Origin of the sequence: Actinomadura sp. DC4 (assembly GCF_030406325.1) — a bacterium.
GTDB lineage: Bacteria > Actinomycetota > Actinomycetes > Streptosporangiales > Streptosporangiaceae > Actinoallomurus.
On the sequence record NZ_JAUEQY010000051.1, the window covers coordinates 16939 to 38520 of the forward strand.

Sequence of the window (21582 nt, forward strand, 5' to 3'; positions counted from 1 at the left end):
CCCAAGATCCACCGGTCATGGCACCGTGAGCAGAGTCCAAGGTCCCGTCGCGTCCGGGTACGGGCCGAAGGTCCCGTGGAGCCCGGACCTCCGGCCGCTGCCGCAGCCCGGTCGAAGGCCGAGGCTGTGCCCATGAGAGAACCCGCGGTATCCGACGCCGTTTTCGCGCTGCTCATCGACGGTACGCAGACGGAGATCCGGGAGACCGGCTCCGCCGACCGGGAGGCGGTACGGCGCCTGCACGCGGGGATGTCGCCGGAAAACCTGTACCTGCGATTCTTCAGCCTGAGCGGAGACATCGGCGGTCAGATCGCCGACCGTATGTGCCGTCCGCCCGGAGCCGGCCACGCGGCCATGGGTGCGTGGGTGGCCGGCGGCCTGGTGGGCGTGGCGAGTTACGAGGCGACCGGTGAGGAAGGCGTCGCCGAGGTGAGCCTGGCCGTGGCGGACTGGATGCACGCGCGGGGCGTCGGGACCCTGCTGCTCGAACACCTCGCCGCTCTGGCCCGTACACGGGGCGTTCGCGCGTTCTCGGCCGACACGCTCGCGCAGAACCACGCCGTGCAGCGGTTGTTCGCCGACGCGGGGCTCTCGCTCCGCCGCCACAGCGAGGGCGGTGTCGTGGAGTTCACCATGCCGCTCGCCCCGGACGCCCGTTACCGGGACGCCGTCGCGGAGCGAGAGCGCAGTGCCGACGTGAGGAGCCTCGAACACCTGCTCCGCCCGGCGTCCCTCGCGGTCATCGGCGCGGGCCGCCGCGTGACCTCCATCGGCGCGCTCATCCTCCGTAACGTCCTGGCGTCCGGTTACCGGGGCCCGGTGTACGCGGTGAACCCGAGGGCGGGAGCGGAACTCGGCGGTGTGCCGTGCTTCCGGTCGGCCGCCGACCTGCCCGAGCCGGTCGACCTGGCCGTGGTCACCGTCCCGGCCGAGGCGGTCGGGCAGGTCGCGGAGGAGTGCGGCCGTCGCGGCGTCCGCTCGCTGGTGGTCATCACCTCCGGAGTCGACGGGCGCGAGCTGACGGCGATCTGCCACCGGTACGGCATGCGCCTGGTCGGGCCGAACTGTCTCGGCATCGCCAACACCGCCGCCGGGTTCGACGCGACGTTCGCCGCCTCACGCCCCATCGCCGGAGAGGCGGGGGTGGTCGTTCAGTCCGGCGGCGTCGGCATCGCGCTCCGCGATCACCTGTCGCGGCTGGGCATCGGCGTGTCGACCTTCGCCTCGGTCGGTGACAAGTACGACGTCAGCAGCAATGACATGCTGGAGTGGTGGGAGTCCGACCCCGGGACCAGGCTCGGCCTGATCCACGTCGAGTCATTCGGCAACCCCCGCAAGTTCGCTCGTACGGCGCGCCGGGTCGGCCGGCGGATTCCGCTGCTGACGGTCGTCTCGGGACGGTCCGAGGCGGGTCTGCGCGCCGCGGCGTCGCACACGGCGGCGGCAGCGACGCCGGACGTCACACGCGAGGCACTCTTCCGGCAGGCGGGCATCGTCGCCGTGCACGGTCTCGGCGAGCTGCTGGACGCCGCCGCCTTCCTGGCGTGCCAGCCGGTGCCGGCAGGCCCGCGGGTCGCGATCGTGTCGAACGCCGGTGGCGCCGGCGTGCTGGCCGCCGACTCGTGCGCCGACGTCGGCCTGTCGGTCGCCGAGCCGTCCGCCACGACCCGTGAAGCGCTCGGGAGACTGCTACCGCCCGGGGCGGCCTGCGCCGGCCCGGTCGACACGGGCGCGGGGATCGCACCGGACCGGTTCCGCCGCTGCGTCGAGCTGGTGGCCGCGGATGCCGGTGTCGACGCCGTCATCATGATCGTGGCGCCGACCGCGGCCTCTGATCTCGTTTCCGTGGTCACGGCGGGTGACGTGAGCAAGCCGCTGGCGGCCGTCGTGCTCGGCCAGCCCGAGTCGGTGGACGTACGTCACGGTGACGGGCGGCGCGTCCCGTCCTACGCCTACCCGGAGAACGCGGCGCGAGCGCTGGCGTCGGCTTGGTCGTACGGGCGATGGCGCGCCCGGCCGTACGGTCGGCTGCCCGACCTGCCCGGTACACGACGCGCCGACGCGGAAGAGATCATCACCGCGCACCTGAGCCGGTGCCCGGAGGGCGGCTGGCTGAGCCCCGCCGAGAGCATGGGCCTGCTCGCCGCGTACGGGCTTCCGCTGGCGGAGTGGCGCATGGTGGGATCCGCCGACGACGCGGTCCAGGCCGCCGCCGAGCTCGGCGAGCCGGTCGTGCTCAAGGCCCAGGTACCCGGCGTCGTCCACAAGTCCGACGCGGGCGCCGTCGTGCTCGGCTTGCGGGGAGAGGACGAGGTGCGACGTGCGTACCAGGCGATGGCCGAGCGGTTCGACGGCCGGCTCGATGGTGTTCTGATCCAGCGGATGGCACCGGAAGGCGTCGAGGTCCTGTGCGGCATCACCCAGGAGCCGGTCTTCGGGCCGCTGGTCGTCTTCGGCCTCGGCGGTGTCGCCACCGACGTGCTCGGGGACACCGGCGCTCGCCTCACCCCGCTGACCGACCTCGACGCCGAGGAGCTCATCCGTTCGGTCCGCAGTGCACCGTTGCTGCTCGGCCACCGCGGCCGGCCGGCCGTCGACATCGCGGGACTGCGGAGCGCGCTGTTGCGGCTCTCCTGCCTTGCCGAGGAGCATCCGGACATCGCCGAACTCGATCTGAACCCGATCATCGCCCGCCCGGACGGCGTGGTGGCGGTCGACGCCCGTGTACGCGTGATCCCACAGCGCCACTGGGACCCGTACCTCCGCCGTATGCGCTGATCCATCAACGCCGGCGGCATGCGTCGCGCGTACGTCGGATCGAGGTGGCGGCCGGGCCGGTGGCAGAGCGGCCGAGGCCATCGCTCCGCCACCGGCCCGGGCCGTCAGTCCGCAGCGGACGGGCGGACCACCATCAGCGGGCACGGCGCGTGGTGGATCAGCGCCTGGCTGGTGGAGCCCAGCAACATGCCCGCGAACCCGCCACGCCCCCGGCTGCCCACCACCAGCAACTGCCCGTCTTCGGCCGCGTCGAGCAGACGTCCTGCCGGCCGGCCGCCGGTGACGACGCGCCGCACTGCGACGTCCGGGTACTTCTCCTGCCAGCCGGCCAGCCGTTCCGCCAGCATCTCGCGCTCGCGCGTCTCGACCGCTTCCCAGTCGACCAGGAACTGGCGAGCGGTCGCGTACGCGGTGTCGGAGGTGAACTCGACCCAGGCGTGCACGGCCACCAGGTCGGTGCCGCGCATCGCCGCCTCCTCGAAGGCCATCGCGAGGGCCGGCTCGCTGATCGGGGAGCCGTCCACGCCGACCACCACCGGGCCCTCGGACGGCGGCGCCTCGTCGGTCTCGCCGCCACGGATCACCGCGACGGGACTGTGGCCGTGGGCGACCAGAGCGATCGCGGTGGAACCGGCCAGGAGACCGCCGGAACCTCGCGCGCCCAGGACCATCAGCTGAGCGTCCTCGGAAAGTGCGATCAGCGTCGACACCAGACCCGCGGTCCGCAGGATCGGCTCGATCTCCAGCTCGGGGTGGTCCTGGCGTACGGCGGCCTCGGCTTCGGTCAGTTGCCGCCGTCCCTCCGTTTCCAGCGTCGTGAAAAAGCTCCGGGGCGGCGCGAACCCGCCGGTGGCCGAGACGACGTCGATGACCTGCACCAGCCGCAGGGGGAGACGCCGGCGGGCGGCCTCGTCGGCGGCCCAGCGCGCCGCGCGCAGTGCCGCGGCCGACCCGTCCACGCCCACCACGATCGGCCTGTGAATGCTGTTCCCGGTCATGGGAAACCCCTCTTTTCCTTCTACGGCGACGAATGTGGTCCATCGTTCGCCCGGCGCGGCGACTCGGACAGGGCTGAAGGTCCCGTCCGCGCCATGACCCCCGTCCCGCGAGTACACGCGCTCAGCGCCGCCTCCGTACGGTCCAGCGCCGTAGTTCGTCGGTGCCCCAGACGACGACGGGGAACGTCGCGATGAGGGCGACCACGTCCCAGGGCAGCGCGGTGGTGCCGAAGAGGCCCTGGACCGGCGGCACGTACACGAGCAACGCCGTGAACGCGACCTCGAAGAGGATTCCCCAGAGCAGCATCGGGTTGCTGAGCACACCCACCTGGCGCAGGGAGGCGTAGTCCGTGCGGGCGGCGAAGGCCGTACCGACCTGGCACATGACGATCGCGGCGAACGTCGCGGTCGTCGCCTGGACGTACGCGTGGTGCAGCGGGGCGTGGGGTCCGGTGGCGTCGCCGGGACGCCACCCGGCCCGCAGGAGGACGAAGAAGAAGGCGGCCATGACCAGCGCCGCCGAGATGACGCCGAGGAAACCCCAGGCCCGGACGAGCAGGCCGGCGCTGATGACGCTGTCGGACCTCTTACGCGGCGGGCGCCCCATGATGCCCGGCTCCGCGGGTTCCCGTCCCAGCGCGAGCGCGGGCAGTGTCTCGGTGCCCAGGTCGATCGCGAGGATCTGCAGGACCGTCAGAGGCAGTGGCACCGCTCCGCCGCTCAGCGCGAAGACCAGGAACGGCACGATCTCCGGGACGGCGTGCGCGAAGATGTACAGGATGAACTTCCGTACGTTGTCGTAGACGCGGCGGCCCGACTCGATCGCTCCGACGATCGTCGCGAAGTTGTCGTCGGTGAGCACCATGGTGGCGGCCTCGCGAGCGACGTCGGTGCCCGACCGGCCCATGGCCACGCCGATGTCCGCGCGGTGCAGCGCGGGAGCGTCGTTGACCCCGTCTCCGGTCATGGCCACGACCAGACCCTTGGCGCGCAGGGCGTCGGCGATGCGCAGCTTGGTCTCCGGTGCCGAGCGGGCGAAGACGACCTCGGTGTCCTGGTCGAGCAACGCGTCGAGGTCGTGATCGCTGAGTTCCTCGGCCTCGGCGGCGACGTGCAGGCCGGGTACGCCGATGCCGACCTCGCGTGCCACCGCGGCCGCCGTGACGCCGTTGTCGCCGGTGACGACGTGGACCCGTACCCCGGCGTCATGGCACCGGCGCACGGCGTCCGCGACCTCCGGCCGCGGCGGGTCGTACAGACCGGCGAGGCCGAGTAGCCGCAGGTCGTGCTCGACGTCCTCGCGCAGGGCGGGGACCGGGCCGCTCACCTCGCGCGTGGCGATCGCGAGGACCCGCAACCCTCGCTCGGCCATCCGGGCCGCCGCCGCGGAGGCCTGCCCGGGGTCGGCGACCCGGCGCAGTACGGCCTCGGGAGCGCCCTTGACCACCGCCGAGCCCTCGGTGACCACCGACATGAGGCGGAGTCGCGGGTCGAACCGGAACAGCGCTCGCCGTCGCCTGTCGCGCGCCGCGAGGTCGGCGGGCTCACCCAGCCACTCCGCGCCCTCGACGAGCGCGATCTCGGTCGGGTCGCCGGTCAGCGCCGCCGAATCGTCCCGGCCGACCGTCGTGCACTCGGCCATCGCGGTCGCCAGCTCACCGAAGCCGGTGGCCGCGGCGCCGCGTTCGGCCGAGCCGTGCGGCGTCCAGACGGTCTGCAGCACCATCCGGTTGCAGGTCAGCGTCCCGGTCTTGTCGGTACAGATGACCGAGGTGGAGCCCAGCGTCTCGACCGCGCTCAATCGCTTGACGACGGCGCCGCGGCGGGCGAGCGCCCGCACGCCCACGGCGAGCGCGAGTGTGATCGTCGGCAGCAGGCCCTCGGGTACGTTCGCGACGAGCAGTCCGATGGCGAACATCAACGCCGCCGCCACCGACATACCGGCGGCCACACCGGCGAACAGGAACGCGATGCCCATGCCGCCGGCGACCAGGGCGATCAGCCAGGCGACGCGTTTGACCTGGGTCTCCAGTGGACTCTGCTCCCGGACGGTGTGCTGGCTGAGTGCCGCGATGCGGCCCAGCTCGGTGTGGTCGCCGGTGGCGAAGACGACGGCCGTGGCCTGTCCGCCCGTGCACGTCGTACCGCTGAACACGAGGTTGGGCTCACGGAGCGGCGCCACGCCGTCCTGCGACGACCCGGCGACCCGTTCGACCGGAACCGACTCGCCCGTGAGCATGGACATGTCCATCTCCAGGGCGCCGTCGGTCAGCCGGGCGTCGGCGGGCACCTTGTCGCCCTCGGCGATCAGCACCAGGTCTCCCGGGACGACGTCCCGGACGTCCACCGGATGCTCCCGGCCGTCGCGGATCACCCGGCAGCGCTCGGGCAGGTACTCCGCCAGTGCCTCGACGGCACGCTCGGCCTGACGCTCCTGCAGCAGCGCGAACGCCGCGTTGACGATGATGACGGCGACGATCGCGACGCCCAGCACGTGCGTGCCCGCGACGAAGGCGAGGGCGCCTGCCACCCACAGCAGGAGCGCGAGCGGGTGGATGAGCTGGCGCGTCACGTCGGTGAGAAGCGAGCCGCCTCGGCGTCGGCGCACCTCGTTGGGGCCGGCCACGGCGCGGCGGCGTTCGGCCTCCCCCGCCGACAGGCCGTGCGGCCCGGAGTCGAGGTCATGGCGCAGCAGGGCCAGCGGTTCACGAGGGTCAGGGGTGGTGGCGGAGATCGTCATGTTCCTCACACTCCGCCCCGTGCGGCCGAAGCGAACGGGCCGAAGGTCCTCACCGGCAGGGCCGTCTCGCCGTAACGGGACCTGCGCCCGCCCGAGCGGGACCTTCGGCCCAGGCGTTGCCGCGGCCGGACCCGGATGCTTGGGGCGACATCGGCGCAGGGAGAAGAAAATGCGGATCGGGATCAACGGCTTCGGCCGTATCGGCCGGAACTATCTGCGGTGCGCGCTGAAGCGCGGACATGAGGTCGTCGCGGTCAACGACCTGGTCGGAACCGCGACACTGGCGCATCTGCTGAAGTACGACTCCACGTACGGGCCGCTGGGCCATGAGGTCGGTCATGACGGCTCGGCCCTGCTCGTCGACGGCCGGCGGATCGCGACGTCCGCGCAGAAGGACCCGGACGCCCTCGACTGGGAGGGCGTCGACGTCGTCATCGAGTCGACCGGCCGGCTCCGCGACCGGGAGACGGCCGCACGTCACCTGAAGCGGGGCGCCCGGAAGGTCCTCATCTCGGCGCCGGCCAAGGACGTCGACGCGGTCCTGGTCATGGGCGTGAACGAGCACACCTACGATCCGGCGCGGCACGACGTCGTCTCCGGCGCCTCCTGCACGACCAACTGCGTGGCGCCGATGGCCAAGGTGCTGCACGAGGCGTTCGGCGTGGACAAGGGGTACATGACGACGGTCCACGCCTACACCGGCGACCAGATGCTCCTGGACGGTCCGCACAAGGATCTGCACCGCGCCCGTTCCGCCGCGGTCAACATGATCCCGACCAGCACCGGGGCGGCCCGGTCCGTCGGCGTCGTCATCCCCGAGCTCGCCGGCCGCTTCGACGGAATGGCGCTGCGGGTGCCGGTCGAGAACGGCTCCCTGGTCGACCTCGCCTGCGTCCTGAGCCGCCGCGTCGGCCAGGAGGAGGTCAACGCGGCCTTCGCCGCCGCCGCCGCGGATCGCCTGCAGGGCGTCCTCCGGTACAACACCGACCCGATCGTCTCGCGCGACATCCTCGGTGACCCCGCCTCATGTGTCTTCGACGCCCCCCTGACCCGCTCCGCCGGTGAGCTGGTCAAGGTCTTCGGCTGGTACGACAACGAGTGGGGCTACGCGAACCGGCTGGCCGACCTGGTCGAACACATGCTCGGCGCGGAGAACGCGCCGACCGCGACACGGGAGTCATGATGCCCAGGTACGTGTACGACTTCGCCTCCGGGAACAAGGAGCTCAAGGACCTGCTCGGAGGCAAGGGCGCGAATCTCTCCGAGATGACCAACCTCGGCCTGCCCGTGCCGCCGGGCTTCACGGTCACGACCGAGGCCTGCCGCGCCTACCTGGTGAGCGGAGCGGAGCCCCGGGAACTGCACGACGAGGTGATGGCCCATCTGGAGGCACTGGAGAAGCGGACGGGCCGGCGGCTCGGCCAGCCGGACGATCCACTGCTGGTCAGCGTCCGGTCCGGGGCGAGGTTCTCCATGCCCGGCATGATGGACACGATCCTCAACATCGGGCTGAACGACTCCTCGGTGGCGGGACTGGCCGAGCGGTCGGGCGACGAGCGCTTCGCGTGGGACTCCTATCGCCGTCTCATCCAGATGTTCGGCACGACGGTGCTCGGCGTGGACGGCGGGCTCTTCGAAGCCGCACTGGAGGAGACCAAGCAGGAGAGAGAGGTCACCGATGACCTCGACCTGGACGCCGAGGACCTGCGGGCCCTGGCCGAGACGTTCAAGCGGCTCATCGTCGGTCACGCCGGACGCCCGATGCCGCAGGACCCGGTCGAGCAGCTGAACCTCGCGATCCGCGCCGTCTTCGCGTCGTGGAACGGCGACCGAGCGCGGGTCTACCGGCGGCGTGAGCACATCCCCGACGACCTCGGCACCGCCGTGAACGTGATGGCGATGGTCTTCGGCAACCTGGGTGAGGACTCCGGCACCGGCGTGGCCTTCACCCGGGATCCGGGCACGGGCCGCCCCGGCGTCTACGGCGACTATCTGACGGACGCCCAGGGCGAGGACGTCGTCGCCGGCATCCGCAACACGGTCCCGCTGCAGGAGCTGGAGCGGATCAACCCGGAGGCGTACGAAGAGCTGCTGGGAATCATGAAGACCCTGGAGGACCACTACCGGGATCTGTGCGACATCGAGTTCACCATCGAGCGCGGCAGGCTGTGGATGCTGCAGACGCGGGTGGGCAAGCGCACGGCCGCGGCCGCCTTCCGCATCGCCACGCAGCTGGCCGAGCAGGGACTCATCGACGCCGACGAGGCGCTCCACCGCGTGTCCGGCGCGCAGCTCGCACAGCTGATGTTCCCCCGGTTCGACACCACCGCCGGTGTGGAGCCGATCGCCAGAGGCGTGAACGCCTCGCCCGGTGCGGCGGTCGGCCGGGCCGTCTTCGACAGCGGCACCGCCGTGCGCCGGGCGCTGGAGGGGGAGAGGGTGATCCTCATCCGGCACGAGACCAACCCCGACGACCTGGAAGGGATGATCGCCGCGGAGGGCGTCCTGACCGGTCGCGGCGGCAAGACCTCGCATGCGGCCGTGGTCGCTCGCGGCATGGGCAAGACCTGCGTATGCGGGGTCGAGACGCTGGAAGTCGACCTCGCCGGCCGCCGCTGCGTCGCCCCAGGGGGCGTGGTCATCGAGGAGGGCGACCTCATCTCGATCGACGGTTCCAGCGGGGCGGTCTATCGCGGCACGGTCCCGGTCGTGCCGTCGGCCGTCGTGGAGTACTTCGAAGGCCGGTCGCACCCGCACGGGTCCGCCGACCTGGTGACGGCCGTGGACCGGATCATGTCCCGGGCCGATGAGAGGCGCCGGCTGCGAGTACGGGCGAACGCCGACACTCCGGAAGACGCGGAGCGAGCCCGCCGGTTCGGGGCGGAGGGCATCGGACTCTGCCGGACCGAGCACATGTTCCTCGGCGAACGCCGGCCGCTGGTGGAACGGCTGATCCTCGCCGACACACCGCAGGAGCGGCAGGCGGCCCTGGACGCCCTGCTGCCGCTGCAGCGGCGGGACTTCACCGGAATCCTGCGGGCGATGGACGGGCTGCCGGTCACCATCCGGCTGATCGACCCGCCGTTGCACGAGTTCCTGCCCGACCTCACCGAGCTGTCGGTACGGGTCGCCCTCGCCGAGGAACGCGCCCGGCCCGACGCGGAACAGGCGCGCCTGCTGGAGGCCGTCCGCCGTCTGCACGAGCAGAACCCGATGCTCGGCCTGCGCGGCGTCCGGCTGGGGCTCGTGGTCCCGGGGCTGTTCGCGATGCAGGTACGGGCGATCGGAGAGGCCGTCGCCGAGCGCCGGAAGGCCGGTGGCGACCCGCACGCGGAGATCATGATTCCGCTGGTCGGCGCCACTGCCGAGCTGGCGATCGTCGCGGAGGAGTCGAGGACCGTGCTCGCCCGGGTCGCCGAAGAGACGGGCGTGGACGTACGGTGCCCGATCGGCACGATGATCGAGCTGCCGAGGGCCGCGCTCACGGCCGGACGGCTCGCGCGCGAGGCGCGATTCTTCTCCTTCGGCACGAACGACCTCACCCAGACGACGTGGGGCTTCTCCCGCGACGACGTCGAAGGGGCGTTCTTCGCGCCCTATCTGGACAAGGGGATCTTCCAGACCTCGCCGTTCGAGACGCTGGACCTGGAAGGCGTCGGCCGGCTGATCGAGATCGCCGTACGAGAAGGCCGCGCCACCCGGCCGGACCTCGCACTGGGCGTCTGCGGCGAACACGGCGGTGACCCCGCGTCCGTGCACTTCTTCCACACGGTGGGCCTGGACTACGTCTCCTGCTCCCCGTTCCGGGTGCCCGTCGCCCGGCTCGAGGCCGCGCGCGCCGCCGCCGCGGAAAGCCGGAGGTGATCGACGGTGCTGGTCCGTGAGGTGATGACGGCGCCGGTGGTGACCGTGCCGGCCGGGTCCACCGTCCGGGAGGCCGTGCGGTTGCTGTACGAGCGGAACATCACCGCCGCCCCCGTGCTCGACCGGCGGGGGCGGATGACGGGGATCGTGAGCGAGATGGACCTGCTGCGCGGCGAGTTCGAGCCGGACCCGCGGGCCAGTGAGGGCCCCGCCGCCTCGCCCGGATCGCCACCGCCGGCGACCGTGGAGGAGGTCATGACGTCAGACGTGCGCACCGCACGCGAGACAGATGACGTCCTCGCCCTCGTCGACCTGATGATCAGGACACGCGTGAAGAGCGTTCCGGTCGTACGCGACGGCGCGCCGGTCGGCATCGTCAGCCGGCGTGACCTGATGCGGATGCTCGCCCATGGCGACGAGCGGATCCGAGAAGACGTCCTCACCGCCCTGGAGGCGGCCGCCCCTGGGACCGCGACCACACGAGTGGAGGTCCACGACGGAGTCGTCGAGCTGTACGGCGAGGACGACCCGCCGGGGATCGCCGACGTGATCGCCCGCACGGTGCCGGGAGTGGTCCGGGTCGTTCACCATCGGTGAGCGGTGCCGGTCAGCGGGCGATGAGGACAGGGCACTTCGCGTGATGTGCCAGGAGGTGCGTCACAGAGCCGAGCGGCAGACCGAGGAACTCCTCGTGCTCGCGCGCGCCGACGACGAGCAGCGCGGCGCCGCCGGAGACGTTCACCAGAGCGTGGGCCGGGGTGTCGGAGACGACCGACGTCACGACCGATACGCGGGGATACTTCTCCTGCCACGGCGCGAGCGCGCCGGCCACCAGCAGTTCCTCTCCGTGCCGGACGTCTTCGGCGTCGGGGACGAGCGGTGCCAGGCCACCAGGTCCGGTGGAGCCGTACGGCTGCCAGGCGCGCAGCGCCCGGAGCGGCGCGCCGCGCAGGGCGGCCTCGCCGAAGGCCATGCCGAGGGTCTCCTCCTTCGGCCGGTCGCCCACTCCGAGGACGACCTCCCGTGCCGTGGGCTCTGTCTCCGGGCCGACCAGCACGACGGGGCACGAGGCGTGCCCGGCGACCTGCGACGCCACCGATCCCATGAGGAGTCCGTGGAAGCCGCCGTGGCCTCGGGTGCCGACCACGACGATCTCGGCTCCGTCGGAGCGCCGGATGAGTGACTGGGACGGGCCCCCTGTGACCAGTTCCGTGCCGACCTCCGGAGTGATGCTCTTCGCCCAGTACTCCGCCTCGGCGACGAGGCGCTGGGCGGCGTCCCACATCTGCAGATGACGCGGGTCGGCGACGACACCGGGCATCGACCACGGGAAGGCGTGAAGGATCCGCAGAGAGGTCTTCCGCAGGGCCGCCTCCCGTGCGGCCCAGCGCAGGGCGGCGGTGCCCTGGACGGAGTCGTCGATTCCGACGAGAACTGACATGGGTGCCTCCTGGATGTGCCGAGCACCGGGATCGGTGCCGGCGATAGGGCCGGATGCCCGGGAGCCGGTGCGCTCCCAGGCACCCGATGGGCGTCAGCGGGTCAGGACCACCTTGAGCGCGCCCGACTCACCTGCGTCGGCGAACACCTCGTACGCCTGGATGAAGTCGTCCATGGCGAAGTGGTGGGTCACGAACCGCCCGGCGTCGGCCTGGTGGCCGCCGACCAGACGCAGCAGGGTGGGCGTGGAGTACGTGTCGACCAGCCCGGTGCGGATGGTGATGTCCCTGATCCACTGCTCTTCCAGGTGCAGTGTGGCCGGCTCGCCATGGACGCCGATGTTGGCGACGTGCCCGCCGGGACGTACCAGTCGAACGGCGAGCTCGAACGCCGCCGGTACACCCACGGCCTCGATGGTGACGTCGGCCCCGAGCCCGCCGGTGAGGGAGTGGACGACGGCGAGCGGGTCCTGGCGGGCGTTGTTCACGGTGACGTCCGCGCCGAACTGCTTCGCCGCCTCGAGCCGGCTGTCGGCGAGGTCGATGGCGATGACGTGGCTGGGACTGAACAGCCGCGCTCCCATGATCGCGGACAGGCCGATGGGTCCGGATCCCACGACCGCGACCACGTCGCCGGGCCGGACCTCTCCGTTGAGGACGCCGACCTCGTAGCCGGTCGGCAGGATGTCCGCCAGCATGAGGGTCTCCTCATCGGAGGCGCCGTCGGGTATCGGGTAGGCGGAGGTGTCGGCGAACGGCACGCGAACGTACTCGGCCTGGGTGCCGTCGATCTTGTGGCCCAGGATCCAGCCACCGCCACCGAGGCACTGCCCGTACCGGCTCTCGCGGCAGAATCGGCACCTCCCGCACGCGGTGATGCAGGAGACCAGGACACGGTCGCCCGGCTTGACCGTCTTCACGCCGCCGCCGACGCTCTCGACCGTGCCGACGGCCTCATGGCCGAGGATGCGCCCGGGGGTCACCGCGGGCACGTCGCCTTTCAGAATATGCAGGTCGGTACCGCAGATCGTGACGGCGTCGACCCGTACGACCGCGTCGGTGTCGTCGACGACCTGCGGCTTCGGGACTTCCTCCCAGGCCTTGTCGCCCGGTCCGTGATAGACAAGCGCTCGCATTTCCCTCTCCCGCCGTCCAACGATTTTCATCGCAAGCGTGGTCGCGATGGCCTTCCGACGGCAGGGCCTTACGTCCTGCTGGACCGAGGTTGAAGGTCACGTGGCCGTACGAGAACGGAACGGGACCAACGCCGTCTCCGCCGGGACCTTTCGGCCTGTGCCGGCCCTCGCGTACGCGCTGTGCTGAACGGGTGACGAAGCCGCGATGCGGCTCGGCCTGCGGTGTGGAGAGAGAGCAGATGATGAACGAGATCGTCGTTGGAGCGGACGGGTCGGACCACAGCCTGCGAGCGGTCGAGTGGGCCTCCGATGAGGCGGCACGCCGGGGACTCTCGCTGAGGATTCTGTACGCCGAGGCGCCGTGGCTGTACGACGTTCCGGTCGACCCGAGGCTGGGCGCCGTGCGCAAGTGGCTGCTCACCGGCGGCCGGGAGATCCTCGACCAGGCGGTGGCCACGGCGCACGAATGTGATCCTGAGGTCGACGTGCGAGCGGAGGCGGTGCCCGGTCCGGCGTCGCGGGTCCTGCTGGAGACGGCACGGGACGTCGCGATGGTCGTGCTGGGCGGCCGTGGGGCCGGCACGCTGGCGGGCCTGCTGCTCGGATCCACCACGCTGCAGGTGGTCACGCACACGCCGGTCCCGGCCGTGGTCGTGCGGGACCTGGAACCCGCCGTCCGCCGGGAGGTCGCGGTGGGCGTGGATGGGGCGGAGCCTTCCGGGGCGGCGCTCGGGTTCGCGTTCGAGGAGGCGAGCCTGCGCAAGGCACGGCTGAGGGCCGTCCACGTCTGGTCGCATCCCGCCTCGTACGGACCCGGGACCATGCAGCCGATCGTCTACGAGGCGCAGATCGGGGCCGAACAGGAGAGCCGTTCTCTGGAGGAGACGCTCGCCGTGTGGCGGGAGAAGTATCCGGACGTGGAGGTCCTCTCCGAGATCGTCCAGGGCCGTCCCGCGCGGGTTCTCGGCGGAGTCTCCGCACGGGCGGATCTCCTCGTCGTCGGCACCCGGGGCCGTGGTGGCTTCGCCGGGCTGCTGCTCGGCTCGGTTGGTCACACACTTCTGCACCATGCGCACTGTCCGGTGGCCGTCGTACCGTCGGCCGATGTTCGACAGGACCTTCGTCTTTGACGTGGGCGCCGTCATTCCCCGAGACCTCTGTGGCAACGGGCGAAGGAGACCATCATGGACAGCGCCGAGATCCTCGTCGGGTACGACGGCTCGGACGAGAGCGGGTTCGCCCTGCGCTGGGCCGTCCGCGAGGCGCGGCTGCGGAAGTCGCCGCTGACGGCGTGCCACGTGTGGCACTGGCCGTTCCCGATGGAACCGGGCGGCCCGGAGATCCTGGACACCTTCCAGAGCATGAGCGAGCACACGGCCGAGTCCGGCGCGATCATCGCCCGGGGCATTGCCCCCGGGCTGACCGTCCTTGGAAGAGCGGTGCGCGGCCCCGCGGCCGCAACACTGCTCGGCCTGTCGGGCAAGGCGGCGTTGCTCGTCGTCGGGCATCGGGGCAACGAGGGCTTCGACGGTCTCCTTCTCGGTTCCGTCGCCGCACGGCTCGCGGCGCACGCGTACTGCCCCCTCGTCGTGGTCCGCGAGACGCCCGTCACCGAGGAAGGGCCCCTGGTGGCCGGCGTGGACGGCTCTCCGGCGAGCGGCGCCGTTCTCTCGTTCGCCTTCGAGGAGGCGGCCCTACGGGGCGTCGGTGTGCATCTCGTCTGCAGTGCCCAAGAATCAGGCGTGGAGCCCGGCGATGCGCGGGAGATGGGCGAACAGGCCAAGGAAGCCGCTGCGCGGTTCGAGCGGGCGGTGGCTCCGTGGTGTGAGAAGTATCCGTACGTGCCGGCACGCACTTTCTTCGTCACGACGCCGCCCCGGCGGGCACTGCTGTCCGCGGCAGAGGAGGCGACGCTGCTGGTCGTCGGCCGCCGCGGCCACGGCGACGTACGCGGCCTGCTGGGCTCGGTGAGCCAGTACATGACCCACTACGCCCCCTGCCCGGTCGCCATCGTGTCCTGAGCCCGATGACGGAGCGCCTGCCGGCCGCTCCTCGCCGCCTACGTGATGGTCGATGCCATCCGGACCCTGATGGGTGCCGGGCACGCCGAGCACTCGACGGCCGGGCTGGTACCGTCCGCGCTGTCCTTGGCGGTCATGCAGGCCTAGTCGTACGCCCAGCGTCGTGCCGGCCGCGAACTCTGGTCGGCCTCGGAACGGTGGGACTCCTCGCAGTGCCCGGGATCCGCGCCGCCCGCCAGAGGTCACGATCACCGGCAGCTCGAGCCTGTCCGAACAGCTGGCCGCCAGGGGGACACCGATCACGAGTGACGAAGTCGGTGAAGAAAATCAATATTTATGTGTTGAGAGATTAAGAAAATCAAGATACAAATGAACCTTGTTCGCGTCGCCAAGAGTGAGGGGCCGAGGGTGGACTGGCAGGAACTGACGGACCTGACGCAAGGACGGCCGTTCGTGGTCGAGCGGGTCCGCCTGGCCGGCAGCGGCATCGTGGTCGAGGGGCAGTTCGAGCCGCCGCAGCTGGCTCAGCTCGGCGTCGACGACCAGGTGTTCGTTGCCGCGTTCGTACGGTCACACGGTTCGATCAAGGAGATGGAGCGGATCTTCGGAGTGAGCTACCCGACGATCAAGTCCCGGCTCAACCGGATCTCCGAGCACCTCGACTTCATCGACACCGACCCGGGGCCCACCGGTGCCGACGTCGTTGACCGCCTGCGGCGAGGGGAGATCAGCGCCCAGGAGGCGCTGGCCGAACTGGAGAGGTCCCGATGATTCCGCAGCTGGTGACCGTGCGCTGTCGCCGTCCCGGCGGCCGCCGGCTAGGGCTGTACGTCCCTCTCCTGCCGGTCCTGCTGGTGCTTTCACCGCTGCTGCTGCTGGCCGGACTGGTCGCATGCGTGGCCACCCGGGTCAGCCCGATGGGCGCGCTGCGCGGTGCCGGGCAACTGCTGTGGGCGCTACCCGGCACCCGGTTCGAGATCGAGCAGGGCCGGACGGCCGTGCTGGTAAGCGTCAGATGAGTCAGAGGAAAGAGCAGCGATGAACGAGCAGCGTCGTCAGATCCTGCAGATGTTGGCCGAGAGCAAGATCACCGCAGAGGAGGCCGAGCGGCTGATCGACGCCCTCGAACGACAACAGCCCGAGCCGCCGCCGGGAACCACGCCCCGGCCGAAGCCTCGGCCCAAGTACCTACGCGTGGTGCTGGTGGACAACTCCGTCGGCGACGAGCCGACCCGGATCAACATCCGGATCCCGCTACAGCTGCTGCGCGCCGGGGTCCGGCTCACCAGCCTTATCCCTCCGAAGGCGCTCACCAAGCTCAACGCGCAGCTGGAGAAGTCAGGGGTACCGATCGACCTCACCGAGCTCAAGCCGCAGCAACTCGAGGAGCTCATCGATCAGCTCGACGACGTCACCGTCGACGTCAACGACCCCGACACCAAGGTGCAGGTGTTCTGTGAGTGACACCGCCACGGGCTTACGAAGGGAGATCCCGATGACGACACAGGCGATCCACGTGCAGGATCTTGAGAGTCCTCCAAAGAGCTGCGCGTGCTGCGCGGCGTGGACTTCGACGCGGCGCCGGGCAGCATCTTCGCCCTGCTCGGCTCCAACGGCGCAGGCAGGACCACGGTCGTGAAAATCCTGTCCACGCTGCTCAAGTCCGACGCGGGGACGGCCACCGTCGATGGCTTCGACGTCGCCACGCAACCGGCGGACGTACGGGAGTCCACCAGCCTCACCGGGCAGTTCGCGGCCGTGGACGAAATCCTCACCGGGCGAGAGAACCTGGTGCTGGTGGCCCGGTTGCGGCGTGTGGAGGGTCCCGGCCAGGTCGCCGATGACCTGCTGGCCCGCTTCCAGCTCACCGACGCGGCGGGGCGGAGTATCTGGACGAGGCCGAACACCTCGCCGACCAGATCGCGATCGCTCCGGCTCCTCACTGACATGCAGAGCGGAATCTTCGCGCGATTCCAGGCCATGCCGATCGCACGCTTCAGGTGCGGGAGTGCCGGCATGGCTTCCATCGCCGGAATCCTCGTCGTGTTCACCCTTGCGGCCACCCACCATCGCAAAATCGCCTAGGTAACCTGTCTCCTTAGACCGATCAGTCTGCAATTTCGGTGGCGCGGTGTCACCACGTCGACCCCGAGGAGTCCGGATGTCGGCAGATCCGCCCAGCTCACCCGCGCTACGCGCGTCCGACTCGGACCGCGACCGGGTCATCGAACTGCTGCGCGCCGCCGTCACCGACGGCCGGCTCGACCCGGTCGAGTTCGACGAACGCCTGGACGCGACGCTGGCCGCCCGTACCATCGACGAGCTGACCCCGCTCACCACCGATCTGGTCGTGGTGCCAGGCAGCGACCGCGCGCTCTCCCTGCCGCTCGCCGGGACGCTGGCCGAGCCGGCCGCCGACCTGCTCACCATCAAAGAGAAGCACGGCACGGTGCGCCGCGACGGTCGGTGGACGCTGCCGCACCGGCTGGCGCTGCACACCGCGTGGTGCGACGTGATGCTGGACCTGACCAGCGCGGTGCGCAGCGGGGCCGAGCTGATCATCGAGCTGCGGGTGCGCGGCGGCAACGTGGAGCTGGTCCTCGCGCCGGGCATGGTGGTGGACGCCAACGACCTGTCGGTGCGACACGGCCAGATGGCGATCAGCAAGGACACGGGCGACAACACGGCAGAGACTCTGCACGTCCACTTGGCAGGCAGAGTGCGGCACGGCCGTATCGCCACCCGGTGGCAGGTGCCGCGTCGGCAGGGTCCAGATGGGCCTGCTTGACCTTCAAGTCGGGTCGAAGGTTTACGGTCGAGTGTGTGAGCACCTACCGGATTTCGCAGCTCGCGGAGCGTACTGGGGTACCTGCGACGACCCTGCGGTTCTATGAAACGGTCGGGTTGTTGTCCGCCGAGCGGAGCGTCTCTGGCTACCGCCTCTATGGGCAGGACGCTGTCGAGCGTCTGAGGTTCGTCGGGGCCGCCAAAGATCTGGGCCTGTCATTGGAGGAAATCGCCGAGCTGTTGGCGGTCTGGGAGTCGGGGGCCTGCTCAGAGGTCCGCGCTGACCTTCGACCTCGCCTCGTCACCAGGATCACCGACGCTGAACGCCGTACCGCCGAATTGCAGGAGTTCACCGCTTCGCTGCGTGGCGCGCTGGACCACCTGGACGCACTCCCTGATCGTGCCGGCGGCTGCGATGCTGAGTGCGGGTTCCTGGACTCCGCACGTACACCCCCGGTCTCGAAGGAGCCGTCCCCGCGTGCTGACCGCAGTGATGAACAACGGTGGCGGACCGCACCGGTAGCCTGCTCGCTGACCTCCGACGCCATCGGCGGGCGCGTCGAGCAGTGGCAACAACTGATTCGCGGCGCTGAACACGAGGAGATCCCCGACGGTCGCAGGCTGACTCTCCCGGTTCAGCACGCCGAAGCGGTCGCGACGCTCGCCGCAGCGGAACAGCGGTGCTGTCCCTTCTTCGACTTCCGTCTCCACCTGGATGGTTCGGTCCTCCACCTGGAGGTACGCGCTCCCGTCGAGGGCGCGGGCCTCCTCGCCGAGCTGTTCACCCCGGCCGCCTGACCACCGCACCGACAGAAAGATCACCCGACCGTGCTCGTCGCCCGCTCTGTCGCCCTGTTCCTCGTCGCCGCCTTTTTCGAGATCGGCGGGGCCTGGCTCGTCCGGCAAGGCGTCCGTGAACACACAGGCATCCCCTGGATCGGTGCGGGCATCATCGCGCTGGGCATTTACGGCTTCATCGCATGCCTGCAACCTGACCCGAACTTCGGGCGCATCCTCGCTGCCTACGGCGGTGTCTTCGTCGCCGGCTCCCTCACCTGGGGCGTGATCGCCGACGGCTACCGCCCCGACCGCTATGACATCATCGGCGCCGCCATCTGCCTCGCAGGCGTCGCCGTCATCATGTACGCACCCCGCGGTCGCTAAGCCCACGGACCAACATGCGCAGTGCCGCCGCTGGCTTGCCACGGCACCGCACATCAGGGAAATCAGCAGCAGCAGGTTCGCCGAGCGCTTGGCCCGGTTTTCCGCGATCCACGCGGCGATCAGGCCGCCGCGCAGGGCGGCGTGCGGTCCGCCGACCCGCTCGACCTGCTGGAACCAGTCCCAGGCCGCCAGGGCCAGCTGGCCGGTGAGCCGCTCGACGTACCAGGAGCCGCCGGGCCGGGTCGATCACCAGGGCTGGCTTCGACTCCTCCAGAAGGATCGCCTGGGTATTGCGGGCGATCCGGCGGGCCCGCCAGGGAAGGGCCGCAAGAGGTGGACCATGCGCTGGAAGGCACCCCAGAACGCCTTCGAAGGCCGACTGAGCCCGAGCAACAACTGACCACTCACAACCAAGATCAGCCATTGAATTGACACACCCGTTCTACGCTGCGTGCCAGTGCGGCACCCGCCTTCGCCGACGTTGTACGCGGCCTGCTGCTGTCCGGGCCGGCCGGCTCCGGCGTCCGCGCCACACCCGACGCCACTCCCGCCGGCCGCAACCGTATCCACCTGTGTCCCCACTGCGTCCCGCGGCATCACCGTGTCGTCGCGGGGAGGTCGAGGGTGACAGTGAGGCCGTTCCCCGGGGTGTCGGACAGTTCCACCGTCCCCCCGTCGGCGGTGACGAGGCGGTGGACGATCGCCAGGCCGAGTCCGGTGCCGGCAGAGCCGCTGGTACGGAACCGCCGGAACGCCTCCGCCTTGGTCGTCTCACTCATGCCCGGTCCGTCGTCGGTCACGATGATCTGGGTCCGGTGGCCCGATCGCCGTGCCGTGAGCCGTACGTGTCCGCTCGGCGGAGCGGCGGTGAGCGCGTTGTCGATGAGGTTGTCGATCACCTGCTCGAGGTGCCCTGGGACGGCCAGCGCCGACACCGGCTCGTTCGCCGCGGCCGAGAGGTCGACGTTCCGCTCGGCGGCCACCGGTCGCCAGGCCTCGGCTCGTTCGATCAGCAACTGGGAGATCATGACCTGTTGCGGCGGTTCGGTGGCGTTCTCCGCTCTGGCGACGGCGAGCAGGCCGTCGACGAGGCGGGCCAGGCGCGCCAGTTCCTCGAGCGCGCCGTCGAACTCGGCGGCGTCGGCCGCCGGCTCGGCGGCGAGGAGTTCCATGCGCAGCCGGAGCGCCGTGAGCGGGGTGCGGAGCTGGTGGGAGACGTCGGCGAGCATGGTCCGATGGTCATGGACCAGGCTTTCGAGGCGGGCCGCCATGACGTTGAAGCGTTCGGTGAGCCGGCGGATCTCGGCGGGCTGCTTGGGAGGGTTGGCGCGTGCGCCGAGTTCGCCCGCTCCGAGGGCTTCCGCGGCGGTCTCAAGGTCGCGCAAGGGCCGGCCGGCCCATCGGGCGAGCGCGACGGCCAGGATGATGGCGGCGGCGATCGCGAGGACGGCGATCATCGCGAGCCGGGTCCACAGCCGCATGACCCGGTCGTGTAGCGGGGCCAGTGGACGGGACAGCAGGACCGCGCCGGCCACTTTCTCGCTGTGCCCGTCCACGGGAACGGCGGCCAGGAGCCGGTCGCCGTCGCGGGTCACGCGGGTGTGGCCGGCCAGTGCGGGTGCCGCACGTGCCGGGGTGTAGAGGCCGGTTCGCTCGCCCTCCACGACGTGCCCGTCATCGTCGATCACGGCGACGGTCATCGCGGCGCCGCCCTCGTCCTCGGTACGGAGGGCGGCCAGAGTGCGGGGCAGCATGGTGGACTTCTCGCGGTCGGCGAGCCTCTCCTCGGCCGCCGCGGCGAGGGTGTGGGCGATGGTGAGCGTGCCGCTGCGGTAGTCCTGCTCGTGCTGGTTCGCCATCGCGTAGCCGAGCGGTAGCAGGGCGCCGAGCAGCAGCCCGAGCGTAAGGGTCAGCAGCGCCGCCAGGATCCGGCTGGTCATCGGAGGTCCCCGAGACGGAAGCCGCGGGCGTAGACGGTGAGGATCGCCGACGGGTCGCCGAGTTTGCGGCGCAGCGCCGCGATGTGGACGTCGAGTACGCGGGTCGGGCCGTACCAGTGGGTGTTCCAGACCCGTTCGATGATCTCTTGCCGTGCCAGGACCCGGCCGGGGTCGGTCGCGAGGCATTCGAGGATGTCGAACTCGGTGGGGGTGAGCGGGACATCCTCTCCACCGGAGGTCACCTGCCGGGTGCGGGTGTCGATTCTCAGCCGGCCGTGGCTGAGCAGATGTGTGTCGGTGATCCGGCTGCGGCGCAGTACGGCGCGGATGCGGGCGGTCAGCTCGGCGAACCCGAACGGTTTGACGATGTAGTCGTCGGCGCCCGCGTCGAGCGCCGCGACTCGGTCCGGTTCCTCACCGCGCGCGGTGATCACCAAGATCGCCGCGTCGGACCGCCGGCGCAGATCGAGGCAAAGGTCGATGCCGTCACCGTCCGGCAGGCCGAGGTCGAGGAGGACGACGTCGTACGCCTCCGCCGTACGGGCCTGTTCGACCGTTCCCACGGTCTCCGTCACATAGCCCGCCCGCGTGAGACCGCGGTCGAGCGAGCCGGCGATGCCGGGATCGTCCTCGACGATCAGTACGCGCGCGGAAGGGCTGGTCACGGTCCCACGGTAGGTGCAATCGGGGGATCTGAACGAGTTCCGAACATTTC

The 21582-nt window shown here is 70.8% G+C and carries 19 protein-coding genes and 1 pseudogene; 13 read left to right on the forward strand and 7 right to left on the reverse strand.

Translation table 11 applies throughout. The features are described from left to right. Positions 1–132: 132 nt before the first annotated feature. Positions 133–2778: an acetate--CoA ligase family protein gene (locus QWU11_RS44850; protein WP_290120716.1), complete on the forward strand. Its 2646-nt coding sequence runs from the start codon at positions 133–135 to the stop codon at positions 2776–2778. A 104-nt stretch (positions 2779–2882) separates the two neighbouring features. Here the strand turns inward: QWU11_RS44850 and QWU11_RS44855 are convergent, their stop codons facing one another. Then, positions 2883–3776, reverse strand: a complete 894-nt coding sequence (locus tag QWU11_RS44855) for a universal stress protein (RefSeq protein WP_290120717.1) — start codon at positions 3774–3776, stop codon at positions 2883–2885. A 121-nt stretch (positions 3777–3897) separates the two neighbouring features. Beyond that, a complete protein-coding gene (locus QWU11_RS44860; protein ID WP_290120718.1) occupies positions 3898–6516 on the reverse strand; it encodes a cation-transporting P-type ATPase in 2619 nt (872 codons plus the stop codon). A 169-nt stretch (positions 6517–6685) separates the two neighbouring features. On the opposite strand from QWU11_RS44860, the gene gap reads away from it, so the two are divergent. From gap to QWU11_RS44875, 3 genes are read left to right on the forward strand one after another with little or no spacing between them, the layout of a single operon-like run. Next, the gene (gene gap, locus QWU11_RS44865) at positions 6686–7699 is read left to right on the forward strand and encodes a type I glyceraldehyde-3-phosphate dehydrogenase (protein WP_290120719.1); all 1014 of its coding nucleotides are present in this window, start codon (positions 6686–6688) and stop codon (positions 7697–7699) included. Further along, a complete protein-coding gene (gene ppdK / locus QWU11_RS44870; RefSeq protein WP_290120720.1) occupies positions 7699–10380 on the forward strand; it encodes a pyruvate, phosphate dikinase in 2682 nt (893 codons plus the stop codon). The genes gap and ppdK overlap by 1 nt, the downstream gene beginning before the upstream one ends. Positions 10381–10386: 6 nt before the next feature. Continuing rightward, positions 10387–10977 carry a CBS domain-containing protein gene (locus tag QWU11_RS44875; protein WP_290120721.1) on the forward strand — a complete coding sequence of 197 codons (591 nt, stop codon included), beginning with the start codon at positions 10387–10389 and terminating at the stop codon, positions 10975–10977. A 10-nt stretch (positions 10978–10987) separates the two neighbouring features. Here QWU11_RS44875 and QWU11_RS44880 read toward each other — a convergent pair whose 3' ends face one another. Both QWU11_RS44880 and QWU11_RS44885 read right to left on the reverse strand, forming a co-directional pair. Further along, complete coding sequence (locus QWU11_RS44880; RefSeq protein WP_290120722.1) at positions 10988–11821, reverse strand: universal stress protein; 834 nt, start codon at positions 11819–11821, stop codon at positions 10988–10990. A gap of 93 nt (positions 11822–11914) precedes the next feature. Then, positions 11915–12955, reverse strand: coding sequence for a zinc-dependent alcohol dehydrogenase family protein (locus QWU11_RS44885; RefSeq protein ID WP_290120723.1), 1041 nt, complete (start codon positions 12953–12955; stop codon positions 11915–11917). Between the two features lie 191 nt (positions 12956–13146). On the opposite strand from QWU11_RS44885, the gene QWU11_RS44890 reads away from it, so the two are divergent. The 9 genes from QWU11_RS44890 (at position 13147) to QWU11_RS44930 (ending at position 18927) form a co-directional block, all read left to right on the forward strand. After that, complete coding sequence (locus tag QWU11_RS44890) at positions 13147–14085, forward strand: universal stress protein (RefSeq protein WP_290120724.1); 939 nt, start codon at positions 13147–13149, stop codon at positions 14083–14085. Between the two features lie 54 nt (positions 14086–14139). After that, a complete protein-coding gene (locus tag QWU11_RS44895) occupies positions 14140–14976 on the forward strand; it encodes a universal stress protein (protein ID WP_290120725.1) in 837 nt (278 codons plus the stop codon). Between the two features lie 369 nt (positions 14977–15345). Further along, on the forward strand, positions 15346–15747 hold the full coding sequence (locus QWU11_RS44900) for a DUF2089 domain-containing protein (RefSeq protein WP_290120726.1): 402 nt from the start codon (positions 15346–15348) through the stop codon (positions 15745–15747). Then, positions 15744–15995: a hypothetical protein gene (locus QWU11_RS44905; protein ID WP_290120727.1), complete on the forward strand. Its 252-nt coding sequence runs from the start codon at positions 15744–15746 to the stop codon at positions 15993–15995. Before QWU11_RS44900 ends, QWU11_RS44905 begins: the two co-directional genes overlap by 4 nt. 19 nt (positions 15996–16014) lie before the next feature. Beyond that, a complete protein-coding gene (locus tag QWU11_RS44910) occupies positions 16015–16440 on the forward strand; it encodes a hypothetical protein (protein ID WP_290120728.1) in 426 nt (141 codons plus the stop codon). A gap of 87 nt (positions 16441–16527) precedes the next feature. Further along, positions 16528–17061: an ATP-binding cassette domain-containing protein gene (locus tag QWU11_RS44915; protein WP_290120729.1), complete on the forward strand. Its 534-nt coding sequence runs from the start codon at positions 16528–16530 to the stop codon at positions 17059–17061. A 76-nt stretch (positions 17062–17137) separates the two neighbouring features. Beyond that, positions 17138–17764, forward strand: coding sequence for a DUF1707 domain-containing protein (locus QWU11_RS44920; RefSeq protein WP_290120730.1), 627 nt, complete (start codon positions 17138–17140; stop codon positions 17762–17764). Between the two features lie 35 nt (positions 17765–17799). Further along, positions 17800–18561 carry a MerR family transcriptional regulator gene (locus tag QWU11_RS44925; RefSeq protein WP_290120731.1) on the forward strand — a complete coding sequence of 254 codons (762 nt, stop codon included), beginning with the start codon at positions 17800–17802 and terminating at the stop codon, positions 18559–18561. A gap of 30 nt (positions 18562–18591) precedes the next feature. After that, positions 18592–18927: a YnfA family protein gene (locus QWU11_RS44930; protein ID WP_290120732.1), complete on the forward strand. Its 336-nt coding sequence runs from the start codon at positions 18592–18594 to the stop codon at positions 18925–18927. A gap of 135 nt (positions 18928–19062) precedes the next feature. Here QWU11_RS44930 and QWU11_RS44935 read toward each other — a convergent pair. The 3 genes and pseudogenes from QWU11_RS44935 to QWU11_RS44945 all read right to left on the reverse strand — a co-directional run. Further along, a pseudogene (locus QWU11_RS44935) lies at positions 19063–19125 on the reverse strand (hypothetical protein); the annotation flags it as partial. Between the two features lie 398 nt (positions 19126–19523). Continuing rightward, the gene (locus QWU11_RS44940) at positions 19524–20867 is read right to left on the reverse strand and encodes a HAMP domain-containing sensor histidine kinase (protein ID WP_290120733.1); all 1344 of its coding nucleotides are present in this window, start codon (positions 20865–20867) and stop codon (positions 19524–19526) included. After that, complete coding sequence (locus tag QWU11_RS44945; protein WP_290120734.1) at positions 20864–21532, reverse strand: response regulator transcription factor; 669 nt, start codon at positions 21530–21532, stop codon at positions 20864–20866. The genes QWU11_RS44940 and QWU11_RS44945 overlap by 4 nt, the downstream gene beginning before the upstream one ends. Positions 21533–21582: the final 50 nt, after the last annotated feature.